The 15,953-nt window shown below is 54.8% G+C and carries 16 protein-coding genes; 10 read left to right on the forward strand and 6 right to left on the reverse strand.

What is annotated here, in order from left to right; translation table 11 throughout:
- Positions 1 to 3: 3 nt before the first annotated feature.
- The 6 genes from SFC07_RS03090 (at position 4) to SFC07_RS03115 (ending at position 6,133) form a co-directional block, all read left to right on the forward strand.
- On the forward strand, positions 4 to 1,311 hold the full coding sequence (locus SFC07_RS03090) for a DUF445 domain-containing protein (RefSeq protein ID WP_411206775.1): 1,308 nt from the start codon (positions 4 to 6) through the stop codon (positions 1,309 to 1,311).
- A gap of 12 nt (positions 1,312 to 1,323) precedes the next feature.
- The gene (locus SFC07_RS03095) at positions 1,324 to 1,722 is read left to right on the forward strand and encodes a CGLAU_01105 family protein (protein WP_411206776.1); all 399 of its coding nucleotides are present in this window, start codon (positions 1,324 to 1,326) and stop codon (positions 1,720 to 1,722) included.
- A gap of 18 nt (positions 1,723 to 1,740) precedes the next feature.
- On the forward strand, positions 1,741 to 2,046 hold the full coding sequence (locus tag SFC07_RS03100; RefSeq protein ID WP_411206777.1) for a DUF2516 family protein: 306 nt from the start codon (positions 1,741 to 1,743) through the stop codon (positions 2,044 to 2,046).
- Positions 2,047 to 2,187: 141 nt separating this feature from the next.
- Entirely contained in the window at positions 2,188 to 2,829 is a 642-nt protein-coding gene (locus SFC07_RS03105) for a TetR family transcriptional regulator (RefSeq protein ID WP_411206778.1), read from the forward strand.
- 14 nt (positions 2,830 to 2,843) lie between these two features.
- Positions 2,844 to 4,487, forward strand: coding sequence for a DHA2 family efflux MFS transporter permease subunit (locus SFC07_RS03110; protein WP_411207027.1), 1,644 nt, complete (start codon positions 2,844 to 2,846; stop codon positions 4,485 to 4,487).
- Entirely contained in the window at positions 4,487 to 6,133 is a 1,647-nt protein-coding gene (locus SFC07_RS03115) for an MDR family MFS transporter (RefSeq protein ID WP_411206779.1), read from the forward strand. Before SFC07_RS03110 ends, SFC07_RS03115 begins: the two co-directional genes overlap by 1 nt.
- 49 nt (positions 6,134 to 6,182) lie before the next feature.
- Here SFC07_RS03115 and purU read toward each other — a convergent pair whose 3' ends face one another.
- Positions 6,183 to 7,097, reverse strand: a complete 915-nt coding sequence (gene purU / locus SFC07_RS03120; RefSeq protein ID WP_411206780.1) for a formyltetrahydrofolate deformylase — start codon at positions 7,095 to 7,097, stop codon at positions 6,183 to 6,185.
- A gap of 50 nt (positions 7,098 to 7,147) precedes the next feature.
- Here purU and deoC point away from each other — a divergent pair, with 50 nt between their 5' ends.
- Both deoC and SFC07_RS03130 read left to right on the forward strand, forming a co-directional pair.
- Entirely contained in the window at positions 7,148 to 7,807 is a 660-nt protein-coding gene (gene deoC / locus SFC07_RS03125; RefSeq protein WP_411206781.1) for a deoxyribose-phosphate aldolase, read from the forward strand.
- A gap of 178 nt (positions 7,808 to 7,985) precedes the next feature.
- Positions 7,986 to 8,900, forward strand: coding sequence for an endonuclease domain-containing protein (locus SFC07_RS03130; RefSeq protein ID WP_411206782.1), 915 nt, complete (start codon positions 7,986 to 7,988; stop codon positions 8,898 to 8,900).
- On the opposite strand, the gene SFC07_RS03135 is transcribed toward SFC07_RS03130, so the two are convergent.
- The 5 genes from SFC07_RS03135 to SFC07_RS03155 all read right to left on the reverse strand — a co-directional run bounded on the left by SFC07_RS03135 (position 8,897) and on the right by SFC07_RS03155 (position 14,178).
- Entirely contained in the window at positions 8,897 to 9,211 is a 315-nt protein-coding gene (locus tag SFC07_RS03135) for a metal-sensitive transcriptional regulator (protein WP_411206783.1), read from the reverse strand. The two genes, SFC07_RS03130 and SFC07_RS03135, sit on opposite strands and share 4 nt — an antisense overlap.
- A complete protein-coding gene (locus tag SFC07_RS03140; RefSeq protein ID WP_411206784.1) occupies positions 9,208 to 11,460 on the reverse strand; it encodes a heavy metal translocating P-type ATPase in 2,253 nt (750 codons plus the stop codon). Before SFC07_RS03140 ends, SFC07_RS03135 begins: the two co-directional genes overlap by 4 nt.
- A gap of 130 nt (positions 11,461 to 11,590) precedes the next feature.
- A complete protein-coding gene (locus SFC07_RS03145; protein WP_411206785.1) occupies positions 11,591 to 12,406 on the reverse strand; it encodes a DUF2993 domain-containing protein in 816 nt (271 codons plus the stop codon).
- Between the two features lie 437 nt (positions 12,407 to 12,843).
- Positions 12,844 to 13,662: a class I SAM-dependent methyltransferase gene (locus SFC07_RS03150; protein WP_411206786.1), complete on the reverse strand. Its 819-nt coding sequence runs from the start codon at positions 13,660 to 13,662 to the stop codon at positions 12,844 to 12,846.
- A 12-nt stretch (positions 13,663 to 13,674) separates the two neighbouring features.
- Positions 13,675 to 14,178: a DUF2505 domain-containing protein gene (locus SFC07_RS03155; RefSeq protein ID WP_411206787.1), complete on the reverse strand. Its 504-nt coding sequence runs from the start codon at positions 14,176 to 14,178 to the stop codon at positions 13,675 to 13,677.
- 24 nt (positions 14,179 to 14,202) lie between these two features.
- On the opposite strand from SFC07_RS03155, the gene SFC07_RS03160 reads away from it, so the two are divergent.
- Complete coding sequence (locus SFC07_RS03160; protein ID WP_411206788.1) at positions 14,203 to 15,306, forward strand: UDP-N-acetylmuramate dehydrogenase; 1,104 nt, start codon at positions 14,203 to 14,205, stop codon at positions 15,304 to 15,306.
- Entirely contained in the window at positions 15,299 to 15,928 is a 630-nt protein-coding gene (locus SFC07_RS03165) for a DUF1801 domain-containing protein (protein ID WP_411206789.1), read from the forward strand. Before SFC07_RS03160 ends, SFC07_RS03165 begins: the two co-directional genes overlap by 8 nt.
- Positions 15,929 to 15,953: the final 25 nt, after the last annotated feature.

The raw sequence follows: 15,953 nt of genomic DNA on the forward strand, positions 1-15,953 counted from the left end.
ACTATGGGTAATCATGAACTTCAGCAAACACAATCAGTGCCCGGGCCGGCCCCGGAAGTGGAGGCGATGCGGCGTAGGGAATTGCGTCGTCACAAGGCCTTTGCCACTGGTCTGCTGATCTTTGCCGCGCTGGTCTATTTGCTGTGCCGTTATGTGGAAACCCGGCCGGGGGAGAGCGGCGCCTGGGTGGGCTTTGTGCGCGCAGCCGCGGAAGCCGGCATGATCGGTGGCCTGGCGGACTGGTTCGCCGTCACCGCGTTGTTCCGCCATCCGCTGAAGCTGCCGATTCCGCATACCGCAATTATTCCGCGTAAAAAAGACCAGTTGGGCGAGGCTCTGAGCGGCTTTGTGGGCGATAACTTCCTCAACGCGCAGCTAATTACAGAGAAGGTCTCGCAGGCTGAGATCCCTGAGCGCCTGGGTACCTGGCTGGCGCAGCCGGAAAATGGCGAAAAAGTTTCCCGTGAGGTGGGCAAACTGACCGCTAATATCGTGCGCGCCATTGACCCCAAGGACGCCGAGGCCGTTATTAACGCCGCGGTAATTGACAAACTGGGCGAGCCTGCCTGGGCTCCTCCCGCTGGCCGCCTGCTGGAACAGCTGATTGCCGAGGGTAAAACCGAGCCGGTGGTCCAGGAACTTGCGCAGTGGCTGCACAAAAAGGCGCTGGGCTCCGAGGAACTTATTGACCGCCTGCTCAACGAGCGCCGCCCCATTTGGGCGCCGAAGTTCACCGCGCAGCTGGTCAGCGGCAAGGTGTATGAGGAGGTAATCAAGTTCACCGCCGCCGTCGCCGAGGACCCCAAGCACGAAGCGCGCATCTCCCTGCGCCGCTTCCTCAACAACCTGGCCCAAGACCTACAATATGACGCCGCGATGATCACCCGCGTCGAGCAAATCAAACAGGACGTCATGGGCTCGGCCGCGATCGCGCAGGCCGCGCCCACAATTTGGGAGTCGGCCTCCGCCTCCCTCATTGAGGCCGCAACCGACGAGTCATCCCTCCTCCGCCGCAAAATAGCCGAGGCCTCAGTGACCTGGGGTCAAAGAGTGCTTGACGACGAAAACCTGCGCAGCTCCCTAGACGATCGCATCACAAAAGCTGCCGCCTTCTTGGCCGATAACTACGCGCCAGAAGTCACCAGCATTATCTCCGAGACCATTGAGCGTTGGGACGCGGAAGAGGCTTCCGAGAAGATCGAGCTCATGGTTGGTAAAGATCTGCAATATATTCGCCTCAACGGCACTATTGTGGGTGCGCTGGCGGGACTTCTTATTTACACTATGTCTTATATATTCTTCGGTGCTTAAAAGGAGTTCGAAATGTCTACTTTTGGAGATGCTGCTTCTGAGCTTGGCGATGTTGCAGGCAAAGTTGGAAAGCAAGTTCGTTCTGAATTGTCCGAGAAAGAAACCCTCAACAAGCTCAAAACCGAGGCTGCAGAAGCCTTGGAACAGGCCAAGTCTGGTGACGTTCTAGCAGCGGGCAAGGATTTCGCCCGCGATGCTGGCGCTATTTTGAAAGATGTTGCCGATACCGTCCGCGGCGCGCTGAGTGAATCCGATACTGATAAGGTGAAGTCAGCTTTTAGTTCTGTCGTGGAAAGCTCACGCGATAAGCTGGATGAAACTTTGGAAAAGCGTAAAGCTAAAAAAGCCAATTCCGCCGAAGACGGTGGGGAAGATATTATCGACGGAGAAGTAATTCCTCCGCAAAGCTAAGGAAGTTCCACACAAATCATGGATATGCAAACCCTTTACTCCGGCACCAGTTGGTTCATCTGGGGCATTTTCACCCTGATTGGAATCTTTGGTTTTATCGGAGCTTTCCTTGCAGCCACCACCCGCGAAGACGCCTTTGAAGTTGCCGACCGCCAAAAGAAACTGATTTGGGTAGCCATGCTTATCGCCTCCGGATTTGTCCTCATCGTGCTGGGTACCTCCGTACCGATCCTGCCTTGGGTGGGCATCATAATCATTGGTCTCTACTGGTTTGATGTGCGCCCGCAGATTAAGGGCATTCTCGAAGGTGCCGGCGGCTGGTAGTACTTAACGTAATTTTCCCCTCATCTCCACTGCGGAGATGAGGGGATTTTTTGTGATTTATTTCACTTGATGTGGAATGCGTTAACAACTTCACCCGGTGCAATATTGCACTCGGTGTAAAAGTTCACTAGGTTTACTTGAGTGGATATTGAAGAGCAACCCTCGTTGAGGGAAATCAAACGTAAAAAGACCTTGGAAGCGATCGAAGATAACGCAACCAGACTGGTCTTGGAGCGTGGGTTCGACAATGTCACCGTCGAAGATATTTGTGCTGAAGCTGGGATCTCTAAGAGAACTTTCTTCAACTATGTGGAATCTAAAGAGGCCGCCGTCATCGGCTCCAGCTTTAGAGTTCCCTCTGAAGAAGAGCGCGAGGAATTTCTCGCAGTAGAGCATGATGATGTTTTTGACAAAGCTTTTGAACTGGTCATCAACTTGATCGGGAGCCATGATCACTCCACCGGAGGGCTCTCCGGAACTATCATGAAGCGGCGCAAAGAGATCCGATTTAACCATCCCGACCTGGCAATGCAACACTTTGTCAGATTCCACGAAGGTCGCGCGGTTTTGGAAGATCTGCTCCGTGATTACTTCATCAAGTGGCCCGAGGCGCAACGCCTGAAGGAAAGCCCAGAAACTGAAGCTATCACGATGGTTGGCATCTTGGTCACCGCAGTTTTTCAAGGTTCCAGGAAGTGGCATTCACTACCTGAAGCCACCCAAAAAGATTTCCGCCTCTGCTGCCAAAAGGCATTAAATAATATTTTTCTTCTTAAAAGGTGAACAACAAAATGACAATGAATAACGACGTGGACCAAGAACGTCCCGTTACCACCATCTCAAAGAGCGGCGCGCCCTCGGCGCACGTTTCCGCTCCTTATGGTGAAGCCGCAAGCGAAATCGCTGTTGCTGATAAATCCACTGGTCACGTTGGCCTTATTATCGGCGCACTAATGCTTGCCATGCTGCTGAGCTCACTGGGCCAAACCATTTTCGGTTCCGCCCTGCCAACCATCGTTGGTGAACTCGGTGGAGTTAACCACATGACCTGGGTTATTACTGCATTCCTCTTGGGTCAGACCATCTCCTTGCCAATCTTTGGCAAGTTGGGTGACCAGTTTGGCCGCAAGTACCTCTTTATGTTCGCCATTGCACTCTTTGTAGTGGGCTCCATTATCGGTGCCTTGGCTAACTCTATGACGGTGCTGATTGTGGCTCGTGCACTGCAGGGTATCGCCGGCGGTGGCTTGATGATCCTCTCCCAGGCAATTACTGCAGATGTCACCACTCCTCGTGAACGCGCAAAGTACATGGGTGTTATGGGTTCCGTCTTCGGACTTTCCTCAATCCTGGGACCTTTGCTCGGTGGCTGGTTTACCGATGGACCAGGCTGGCGCTGGGGTCTGTGGCTTAACGTACCAATCGGCATTATTGCTCTTGTCGCAATTGCAGTCTTGCTAAAGCTTCCTCCTCGTGAACGCGGCAAGGTTACCGTTGACTGGCTGGGCAGCATTTTTATGGCGATTGCAACCACTGCCATCGTGCTTACTGTTACCTGGGGTGGCAACGAATACGAGTGGGGCTCTTCAATGATCCTCGGGTTGATTGTTACCGCTGTGGTGGCGACCATCGTGTTTGTTTTCGTCGAAAAGCGCGCGGTTGACCCACTGGTCCCCATGGGCCTTTTTGCAAACCGCAACTTCGTGCTCACTGCAATCGCCGGTATCGGCGTTGGTATGTTCATGATGGGCACAATCGCATATATGCCTACCTACCTGCAGATGGTGCACGGCCTCAACCCAACTGAAGCCGGTCTGATGCTGATCCCAATGATGATTGGCCTGATCGGTACTTCTATTACCGTTGGCAATATTGTCTCCCGCACCGGTAAGTACAAGTGGTTCCCAGTTGTCGGCATGGTTGTTATCGTCGTCGCCCTATACCTGCTCTCCACCCTGGAGCCTAAGGATCCACTGTGGTTGGTTGGCATTTACTTCTTTGTATTCGGTTTTGGCCTCGGCTGCGCTATGCAGATTTTGGTTCTTATCGTGCAGAACTCCTTCCCAGTCACTATGGTTGGCACCGCAACAGGTTCCAATAACTTCTTCCGTCAAATTGGTGGCGCCATTGGCTCCGCACTGATCGGTGGCCTGTTCATTGGCAATCTGTCTGACCGCTTTGTGGAAAATGTTCCCGCTGCCATCACTTCTATGGGTGCCGAAGGTGCTCCATATGCAGATGCAATGAGCAACTTCTCCGGCGCCTCCAACTTGACCCCGCATCTCGTGGATACCCTGCCTCAGGTTCTGCGTGAAGCCATCCAACTTTCCTATAATGACGCTCTTACGCCAATCTTCTTGGCGCTGGCTCCGATCGCCGTGCTCGCTGCCATTCTGCTGGTATTCATCCGTGCAGATCACCTCAAGGAAACGAACGAATAATGTCTGAAACCTCTACAAGCCCCGCAAAGGTGCGGGGCAGGAAAGTGAAGAAGGAAAAAGTACCTTCTTCCATGACCCCCGAAGAACAGAAAAAAGTCTGGTGGATTCTCGCTGCATTGATGGTCGCCATGATGATGGCTTCCCTCGATCAGATGATCTTCGGTACCGCACTGCCAACTATCGTTGGTGAACTTGGCGGCGTGGACCACATGATGTGGGTTATCACCGCATACCTGCTGGCAGAAACCATTATGCTGCCAATCTATGGCAAGCTCGGCGACCTTGTGGGACGTAAGAGCCTATTCATCGGCGCATTGTCGATCTTCTTATTGGGCTCCATTATTGGTGGCCTCGCCGGCAATATGACCTGGTTGATTGTTGGCCGTGCTGTGCAAGGCATCGGTGGCGGTGGCTTGATGATTCTGGCCCAAGCAATTATTGCCGATGTGGTTCCTGCTCGTGAGCGTGGCCGCTACATGGGTGTTATGGGTGGCGTCTTTGGCCTCTCCGCAGTTCTTGGACCTTTGCTCGGTGGCTGGTTCACCGAAGGCCCCGGCTGGCGCTGGGCATTCTGGATGAATATTCCTTTAGGAATCATCGCCATTGGTGTTGCCATCTACTTCTTGGATATTCCAAAGCGCAAGGTGAAGTTCCAGTGGGATTACCTGGGCACCGTCTTTATGATCATCGCCACCACCAGCTTGATCCTCTTCACTACCTGGGGCGGTTCCCAGTATGAGTGGAGCGATCCGATCATCATCGGCTTGATTATCGCTACTATTGTTGCTGCTATTTTGCTGGTTGTCGTTGAGTTGCGCGCTAAGGATCCATTGGTTCCAATGCAGTTCTTCAAGAACCGCAACTTTGCCATCACCACCATCGCTGGCCTGATCCTGGGCGTAGCAATGTTCGGCGTAATCGGCTACCTGCCTACCTATATGCAGATGGTGCACAGCATCAATGCAACTGAAGCAGGTTACATGCTCATCCCAATGATGGTTGGCCTCATGGGTATGTCCATCTGGACTGGTTTGCGCATCACCAAGACTGGTAAGTACAAGCTTTTCCCACCAGTGGGTATGGCAATCACCTTTGTTTCCTTGGTTCTCTTTGGAACCTTGTCCGTGGAAACCAGCCTCTGGCAGATCGGCATTTACCTGCTGGTGCTCGGGGTTGGTCTCGGCTTGGCAATGCAGGTACTCGTGTTGGTTGTGCAAAACACCTTGCCAATCGCCGTTGTTGGCTCTGCAACCGCTGTAAACAACTTCTTCCGTCAGATCGGTTCCTCTTTGGGATCCGCACTGGTCGGCGGTATGTTCGTGGGTAACTTGAGCGATCTCATGGCAGAACGCATGCCAGCAGCAATGGCAGAGCTTTCCCCTGAGGAACAAGCTGCAATGGCTGCCCAGGGTGGCATTGATTCCAATGACCTCACCCCAGCTATGGTTAACCAACTGCCTGCTCCGCTGCATGATGCTTTTGCCGGCGCCTATAACGATGCACTGACCCCAGTGTTCTTCACCATGATGCCGCTGATTGCCATTGCATTTGTGCTGCTGCTGTTCATTAAACATGAGAAGTTGCGGGAAACCACCAGTGATGAATCCACTAGCGATTTGATCCAAGAGCCCGTCGCAAAGCAATAAATAGTAGTGCCCCGTGGAAACCTGCAAGGTTCCGCGGGGCTTTTTGTATTTAGTCGAAAATAACGGTGCGATTGCCGTAGACCAGCACGCGGTCCTCAAGGTGGAATCGCAAACCGCGAGCCAGCACCTGCTTCTCCGCATCGCGGCCGAGGCGCTGCATCTCAGTGGGGGTGTCCTTGTGAGTTACGCGGATAACGTCCTGCTCAATGATGGGGCCGTCATCCAGATCTGGGGTGGCATAGTGGCAGGTCGCACCAATCAACTTCACGCCGCGGCTATACGCCTGGTGATAGGGACGCGCGCCCATAAAGGACGGCAGGAAGCTGTGGTGAATGTTGAGCACGCGGCCCGACCACATCTCGCACAGGTCCGGGGGCAGAATCTGCATAAAACGCGCCAGCACAATCGCATCCGGCTCATAGCCATTAACGATCTCCGCTACCTGGTCAAAAGCCTTGCGCTTTCCGACGGCATCCTTTGGAAAAGGCACGTGGAAGAATGGCACATTGTGGTTCTCTGCGATATAACGCAAATTATCGTGATTGCCGACAACCGCCACAACTTCCATTGGATAATCATTTTCCGCCACACGTCCCAGCAGATCATGCAGGCAGTGGCCCTCCTTGGACACCAACAGCACAGCCTTCTTTACCTGCGCGGTATCGGTGAACTTCCACTTTGCACGAGGACCAAACTCCTCCGCAAGCGGTGCAAACTCCTCTCGGAGCTGCTCAATAGACATATCAATGGACTCCGCGCGCACTGCCTGGCGCGTAAAAAACCAATTGGAGTCGGGATCGGTGAAATAACCAGCCTCAGTAATCCATCCCCCTCGCTCCGCGAGGAAAGAACTTAGCTTTGCGACGATGCCTGTGGAGTCTGGGCAGCCAAAAGTAAGAACAAACTGTCGCTCCTCCGGAGCGGTGCTGGGGCGATTACGGATCTCAGAAGAACTCGGACTCATTTATCGGATTCTACCTTGGATTTCTTTGCGAGCTAAGTAGGGTATGAGATATGACTATTTCCCGCGCCCAGATGGCAGCTCTCCTCGATTACACCCTGCTCGGACCTGAAGTTACTAAAGCCGAACTTGCTGTGTTTATAGAAGAGGCGATCGAGCTGGGCGTCGGTGCCATCTGCGTGCCCAATAATATGGTGCATCTGACAAAGAAAGCCCAGGAAGCAGGCATTAGAGTTGCGACAGTTGCAGGCTTTCCCCATGGCAAAACTCCTGCGCTGGTAAAAGGTGCCGAGGCGCGCCTAGCAGTGCAATCCGGAGCCTCTGAAATCGACGTAGTTTTGGACATTGCCAACGTTAAGGCCGCTGATTCCAATTTGCTGCTCTCTGAAATCGTTGCGATCCGCGAGGCCGTGCCATCTCCAGTTGTACTGAAGCTCATTTTAGAAACCGCAGTGCTCTCACCAGAAGCAATTGCTGTTGCTGTGCGTGCTGCGCGAGCTGCTGGTGCTGACTTTGTAAAGACTTCCACCGGATTCCATCCTGCTGGCGGAGTTTCTATCGAAGCAGTGCGTACCATGGCAGCAGCTGGCGAGGGCAAAATCGGCATCAAAGCTTCTGGCGGGATCCGGACTTGGGGCGATGCCGTTGCTTTTGTTGAAGCTGGCGCTACTCGGATTGGCACTTCTCAGGCCGGGGCGATTTTGCGGGGCTAGTGAGGCGCCGAGATGGTCTGCAGAATCGCACACATTTGCGCTTTTAAGGGGGATTTGTGTAGGATTCTGCTATTTTTGGGGCCGGAAAATGGCAGGATTCTGCGCAGATATCCTAAAAGGGGCGATTTGTGCAGAATCTGGCGGAACCAAATAGGGGAGTTGGGCAGTCCAACAGAGTATGGACATAAATAATCTGCCACCCGGGCCTGCGAAACGCGACACCCTGCTCAAAGAAATTAAGCGCGGCAGCTTTGAGCGCAATTACACCAAAATTATCGGCTGTATCTACTTGCGCGACGATCAACTGGAAGATCCACTTTGTATCGCGGAGGCGCTGTTGATGCGTTATCCAGGGGCAATGCTAAGAGGTTTTGCGGCCCTCGCATACCGGGGCTATAGCCTTTTGGATAAAAATTGGGTGCCGGTGCTCTCGATTTCGCGGGACACTCCCTATGTTCCACCCCAATTCGGCAAGGTCCTGCGCAATAAGCAGCCTAAAGAATTTTATATCGGTGACAAAAAGACTGTGAGTGATGTGCAGGCGATTGTCGATATTTTTGATATGCCGGACACCTGGGAGCGGCAGCGGGGCAACGACTTCGCGGAAAAAGTTGCGCTGCTGGATCATCTAGTTAGGCAAAATCATCTTCTATTTCAGCAGATCGCAGAGGATGAGCAGCTCAGAAGGTATTGCGAATGGATTGATGCGATGGCGGATTCACGTCCGGAGTCAATTCTGCGGGTACGGCTGCGCCAAGAGGGGATAACGGGGTTCATGACGCAGGTGCCGGTGCAGGGAATGCGCAAAACTTATTATGTGGATCTGGGAAATCCGCTGCTCAGAGTAGGTTTGGAGTACCAAGGTGCAGGCCACTTTGCGAGTGCGGAGGAAAGGTCGGCGGACTCGCATCGGCAAAATGATTTAAGGGCAGGGGGCTGGGTGATTATTGAGGTAACCAGTTCTGACCTGTGGAAACCCCAGCGATGGGACCTCCTCGTCCAGCGGATAAAGCAGCAAATAACAGCTAAGCAGGTGGCGCGACAGCAGCGACTTCCACCACCGGCGCCACTAGCTCAACTTAGAAGTGCCTAGGTCTTGGAGAATCGAGCGATGGCGTCAGAAACCTCCTTGAGTTTCGCGTCGAGTTCCTCCCCGCCGAGCCCCGCTGCATCCTTGACGCAGTGAGCGAGGTGGTCGTCGAGAAGCGCAAAGGCGACGTTTTTGAGGGCGGAGTTTACCGCGGCGATCTGGGTGAGGATGTCAATGCAGTACTGTTCCTCGTCGATCATGCGGTGGATGCCGCGGGTTTGGCCCTCGATGCGCTTGAGTCGGGCGAGGTAGCGGGATTTTTCTTCGATGTAGCCGTGGGAGTGGCCCTCGGCGTGGCAGGAGTTGTCGGTCATTGTGAATTCCTTGAGGTGAAGCCGCGCAGGCGCAGAGAATTGGACACTACAAAAACTGAACTAAAGGCCATCGCAATGCCGGCGAGCATGGGATTGAGCAAGCCAAGCGCAGCAATCGGTATTAGCGCCACATTGTAGGCGAAAGCCCAGAAGAGGTTGCCTTTGATGGTGCCCAAGGTTTTGCGGGAGAGGCGGATGGCGTCGACGGCGCAGCGGAGATCGTTGTTCATGAGCGTGATGTCGGAGGCTTCGATGGCAACATCGGTGCCGGCACCCATGGCAAGGCCGAGATCAGCTTGAGCGAGTGCTGCGGCGTCATTAACACCATCGCCAACCATTGCCACATTTTTGCCCGCTGCCTGCAGCTTCTTGATTTCCGCGACTTTGTCCTCGGGGAGAACCTCGGCGATGACCTGCTCGATTCCCACCTCGGCGGCAACTGCGCGTGCTGCTCCAAAATTATCGCCGGTGAGCAAAATGGGGGTCAGCCCCAGGCCCTTGAGCTGTTCAATAGCCTCCGCCGAGGTCTCCTTGACACTATCGCGCACGGAAATTACGCCACTGTCCACACCATCAATGGTGACCACCACCGGGGTGCCGCCAATTTCCTGGGAGCGCTCAAAAGCCTGCAATAACTCACCCTGCAGCGGCTTATTGGGCCGTCCCACTGTGACCTCATGGCCTGCAACCATGCCGGAGACGCCGCGGCCGGCGACATTCTCAAAACCTTCTACGGGGGCAGGCAATCCGGCACGGGCAACCGCCCGCGCAATGGGGTGCTCAGAGGCATTTTCGACGGATGCAGCTAGATTTAGCAGCTCATCTTTGGCGTATCCCAACGCTGTTACCTCAGTGACCTCCATATTTCCGCTGGTCACGGTGCCGGTCTTATCGAGGACGATGGTATCAACCTGCTTGGTGGATTCCAGCACCTCAGGTCCCTTGATCAGCAGTCCCAATTGTGCGCCACGGCCAGTTCCGACTAGGAGAGCAGTAGGAGTGGCAAGACCGAGAGCACAGGGGCAGGCGATGATGAGCACGGCGACGGCAGCGGTAAATGCAGCGGCCAGGCCATCGTCGGTGAAGATCAAATGGGCGCCGAGGGTAAGCAGGGAAATCACAATCACGGCGGGCACAAAGATCTGGGAGATTTGGTCTACCAGCCTTTGCACCGGTGCTTTTTGGGATTGGGCATCGTTAACCAGCTTGGCCATCTGTGCGAGGGTGCTATCTGCGCCGATGCGAGTGACCTTCACTAGGAGGCGTCCGGAGGTATTAAGCGTGGCGCCGGTGACCTTATCTCCCGTGGTTACTTCCACAGGCAGGGATTCGCCGGTGAGCATGGATTGATCCACTGCCGAGGCGCCTTCTACCACCACGCCATCAGCTGCGATTTTTTCACCGGGGCGAGTGATAAAAACATCGCCAACCTGCAGCTTGCTGATGGGGATGCAGACCTCGGCATTGTTGCGGATAACGGCAGCGTCCTTGGCACCCATATCCAGAAGAGCGCGCAGCGCTGCAGAAGATTGCCCCTTGGCTTTGACCTCAAACCAGCGTCCGAGCAGCAGGAAGGAAATAACCACGGCGACCGTCTCCAGGTAAATTTCATCCATGGTGGATTCGCCAGCAAAGAGGTGGAATTCCATCTTCATGCCAGGGTGGCCAGCGTTGCCAATAAACAGCGCCCACAAAGACCACAAATATGCAGCGGCAGTACCCAGGGAAACCAAGGTGTCCATGGTGAAAGAGCCGTGCTTCAAATTGGTCCAGGTGGCCTTGTGGAAAGGCGCGCCGCCCCAGAAGAACACGGGGGTAACCATTGTCAGAACAGCCCATTGCCAGTTATTAAATTGCAGCGCCGGAACCATGCTGAGCAGCACAATCGGCACCGTTAAGGCCGCGGAAATGATAAGGCGGTGCTTGAGGTCGGCTGCTTCCTCATCGCGGGCGCTATCAATGCGGTCTTGGCCGGAGGTGGCGGCCCCTTCGGCGGTTTCTTCTGAGGAAGGGGCGGCGGAGTTCATGCTGAACGCGCCATAACCTGCGCCTTCGACAGTTTTGATCAACTCATCCGGGGCCACGAGGGCAGGATCGTAGCTGACCTGCGCGGATTCGGTGGCGTAGTTAACTGATGCCGTGACGCCTTCCAGTTTGTTGAGTTTTCTTTCCACACGAGCGGAGCAGGAAGTGCAGGTCATACCGGTTACGCCAAGGTCAACTGTGACCAAGTTTGGGGAGGTAGGCATCAGGATCAGTCCTTTGAAATGACAAGTATTCTATTCCTGAGCGTATACCCCTATGGGGTATCTGGCAAGGTTGGGTACAAAAAATCACCGCCCCTTAGTTGGGGCGGTGAGTCAGGATTCTTCGAGAAGCTTAGTCGGCGCTCTCCAGGGTACGAACATTGATGTTTTGGCCGGTCAGGGTGATATTGATGCCACCGTCGGCAACCTGAATGTCGGCGATTTGCAGGCCGCCGGCGACATTCTGGATCGAAGACTGCACGCCCTCGGTGAGCATGGTGGATACCTCTTCGGGCAGGGTGAATCCCAAAAGTTCCGAATTCACGATCTCGAAGGCCAGCTGACCATTGAGGACGAGGGGTCGCAAAGAAGCACGTGCGGCGCCGTCAGTGAACTCCACCTCGACAGTTTCGGAGGCTGGATCGGAGGTGATATCGGTAACCTTCACCAGTTCCTGTACCAACATCGCAGCTAGACCCGCATTTTCATCGGTCCCGCCTGCAGACTCCGCCATCTGCTTCTGCATCGTGGCGAGCACAAACTCATCAGAGGCGAAGGTGGTCAGCGTGAGATTCTGCGCCACCGGATTTTGCTGATCGCGAATTCCCAGGCCACTTAGCTCAATTGTGGCCTGTGGGGTGCCAGTGATCTCTGGGGCAGAAGAGGCGCCGCCAGGATAGGTAATCTGCACCGTGTCCGGGGTATCCACCGTCACCTCATTGAGGCTTCCCTTGGCAAGGCCCAACAGCAGCGGGGAAGCACCAAAGCTAATCGACGGCTCCTCCTCGACGGTAATGCCCTGTTGCGCAGCTTGGTTTTGGAACTCCTCCTTGAGCTGCTTGCCGATGATAAAACGCAGGCCAAACTCAGCGATAAGCACCAAAATCAGCAAAACGACAACAATAGTAAGCAGAACTTTAGGAAATACAGATCTTTTTGTTTTAGCCACGTTCCCAGTGTCCCTTATTGTGCAGGTCTTTTAAAGTATTGCGCGGCATAATCTCATAAAAGATTGCTGGGAGTGGTGCCAGGCGGCTGAAATTGGGGCTGACTTTGGCCGGGGCGCGCCATGGATGTGCCGGGCGGAGCCGGGGCGCGCCGAAGTGTGCCAGAACCTACAAAAAGGTCCCGGGGGAGCTTCGTTTTGTAGAATCTCGCACAATAATGGGTGCTTTTTTGTGCCAGATTCTACAATTTTGTGCCCCTCGCCCCCGAGTTTGTAGGTTCTCGCACACCCACGCTCAAAAGGCTAGAATATTGCACCCTACCTGCAAAAATATGCACCCGCTACAAGCCAATTTGCGGGCTTAAAACGCAGCCCAGCACCCTATTGTTCATTTAGAGATATTAAAGCCTTAAATTGGCGCCTAGCGCAGGTGCGGAAATTTAGGGCGCGACAACTTCCCAAGGCACGGTGAGAAGGCAATCGCCAACGCGGCGCCGGGGGATTTCAATGGGCCAACCCTGCTCGACCAGCATTAGACGCGCCTTTTCCCAGCGTACCCTGGGGCCATATGGTTCCCAACCGGCTGCATAATCCCAGGCCGCGTCTGCAGCTTCCAAAAGTGCGTGGATCTTTTCGCCAGGGACATTGCGGTGGATAAGTACCTTGGGCAGGCGTTCTGCCACGTCAGAGGGTTTTTCGACACCCCAAGGGTGCCACGCAAGAGTTAACGCCACGGGCCCAGAAGAATCCAGGGTGATCCAGCTGCAGCGCCTGCCGATTTCATCGCAAGTGCCTTCAAAAAAGAGTCCACCCGGGGCCAGTCGAGAAGTAACGGTCTCCCAAGCGTCAGCGACCTGCTCCACATCGTATTGGCGCAGCACATTAAAGGCACGCACCAGTTGCGGCTGGTAACCAGCTAGTTCAAAACCGCCGAGCTCAAAGGAAACCCCGTCTTGAGCAGGCAAAACTCGTTCAGGATTAATCTCCAAACCCACTACCCGCAAATGAGGAGAAAGGCGATGTAGCCAGCGACCCCATTCCACGGTGGTGGTGTGGCTCGCGCCGTAACCCACATCAAGTGCTAAGGCCGGAGCGGAAGCAAGCGCACGGACCTGGGGATGATGAAAGCACCACCGGTCGAAACGTCGGAGACGATTCACACCGGTGGTGCCGCGGGTGATCACGCCGATTGGCTTAATTTTTTTCCCAGCTGGGGGGATTTTAAATGAAGCGCGGAGATTATGAGCGTGATCGGCCATGAAGAGGGTTGTTTAGAGGTTCTCGGAAATCCATTTTTCGGTCAGCGCGCCTTCGTTGCCAAAGAGCTCGCCCAGTGCGTCGGCGACCTTTGGTTCGATGGCTGGTCCCATGAATGGGATGTTGACGGAAACTTCATTGCTATATACAAAGGTGGTGGCGGTGTCATCGCCATTAACAGCGATGGTGCCCTTGAAATCAACAGGGGTGCCCTTGACGTCAGCGGTGTAGTCGATGGTGCCAGCATTGTTGTTGAATGCAGGAACGTTGACGACTCGCTTGACCTTGAGTGCCTGGCTGATCATCGCGCGCACTGCCTCAGGAAGTACCTCCAGTGGAAGCACCTCGAAGAGGGTGACGTTTGCGCCGCCGTCAGCTTCGGCGAACTCATTAACCTCGCCTGGTTCTGGGGAGAGGTTCTCGGCGATGTAGGCCCAGTACGCCTGAGTAGTCAGCGCCTGGTGGACCTTCTCGATGGGCTGGTTGATCGTAATTGTGTTTTCGCTACGCGTTGCCATGTAGTTAAGACTACCGTTAGTGGGGTGTTTGATTCATCGCTAGCCCAAGAAATTGCCGCAATCGACGGTGTAGAACTAGATTCGGACGTCACTTTTGCCGATCTCACCACCCTCCATTTAGGAGGAAAACCGCGCCTAGCTGTGCGTTGTCGCTCCACCGCGGCAGTGGTCGCCGTTGTTAAATTGCTTGACGACGCCTCCCTCCCGCTGCTCATTGTGGGCGGGGGCTCCAACCTTGTTGTCGCCGATGGCGATTTAGATCTTGTCGCGGTCATCCTGGAAGCAGATGAAGTAAGCATCAATTTTGCGGAATCGACCATCACTGCGGAGGCTGGCGCGCAGTGGGATGATGTGGTCTCTTTCGCCGTTGATGCGGGACTCGGCGGCATTGAATGTCTTTCGGGAATCCCAGGTTCTGCAGGTGCCACACCGGTACAAAATGTGGGCGCCTATGGCACGGAAGTTTCTGATGTGCTTACCCAGGTGCAGCTTTATGATCGCCACAGTGGCGAAGTTTCCTGGGTGCCAGCCTCGGAACTGGAGCTGAGTTATCGATACTCCAACCTGAAGTTTACTAATCGCGCCGTGGTGCTGGCCATCACGATGCAATTGCACTCCGATGGTTTGTCCGCTCCGTTGCGATACGGTGAGTTGGCTCGTCGATTAGCAGTTTCGGAGTCTGAGCGGCAGGCACGTCGCCCCGTGCGACTGGTCCGGGATATGGTGCTGGAGCTGCGGCGCGGCAAGGGTATGGTGGTCGACGCAGGCGACCACGACACCTGGTCAGCGGGGTCTTTTTTCACCAATCCGATTGTGGAACCCGCGGTGGCCCAGGCGATTTTTGACAAGGTTGGCGAGCCCACCATGCCGCGCTACCCGGCCGGCGATAAAGAAAAGCTTTCCGCTGCCTGGCTGATTGAGCGCGCCGGTTTTGCCAAGGGGCACCCAGGTGCTGGCGCGAAGGCCTCGCTGAGCACCAAGCACACCCTCGCGCTGACCAATAGGGGAGAGGCCAGCAGTGCGGACTTGGTGCAGCTCGCGCGGGAAATTCGCGGGGGCGTACAGGACGCGTTTGGGGTAACTTTGGTGCCAGAACCCGTCTGGATTGGAATGAGTATTGATGACTGATTTTGCGGAAGTCCCCGGCACCGCCACCCCCTTGCACAATGCGTTAAAGGCGGCTGGCTACCCAGATCTGGAATCACTTAACGGTGTTCCCTATAAGACGCTTATCGCCTTGCATGGTGTGGGTAAAGCCGGGCTTTCGCGGATCGCGCAGGCATTGGAAGAACGCGGTCTAGCACTTGGTGCAGAAACCAAAGGTGCTACAGTTACTGCTGGTCACACCGGTAAAAGTGCCTCGGATATTAAGACACACATCACCGATGTGGACCCTCTGAGTTATATCGAAGGGCTCGACACTCCGCGCCGGGTGGTGCATGGCAAGCAGCTTTTGGAAATTTTTAATCGCGTAACCGGGGCCGAGCCGAAAATGTGGGGGCCTTCCATGATTGGTTATGGCGAGGTGCACTACATTTCCCACACTGGCCGCGAAGGCGATTGGTTCCAGCTGGGTTTTAGCCCGGCGAAGTCCAAGATCTCACTTTATGGACTTAAAGATGAAGAACTACTGCCGCATTTGGGCAAATACACCACGGGCGCGGGCTGTGTGTACATCAATAAGCCAGAAGATGTGGACTTAGAGGTGTTGGAGCAGTTGATCGCTAAGTCCTGGGCCTTATTGGGCTAATAAAAAGCGGTGGATCCAGGGCCGG

It is taken from the genome of Corynebacterium callunae (assembly GCF_046592015.1).
Classification (GTDB): domain Bacteria; phylum Actinomycetota; class Actinomycetes; order Mycobacteriales; family Mycobacteriaceae; genus Corynebacterium; species Corynebacterium callunae_A.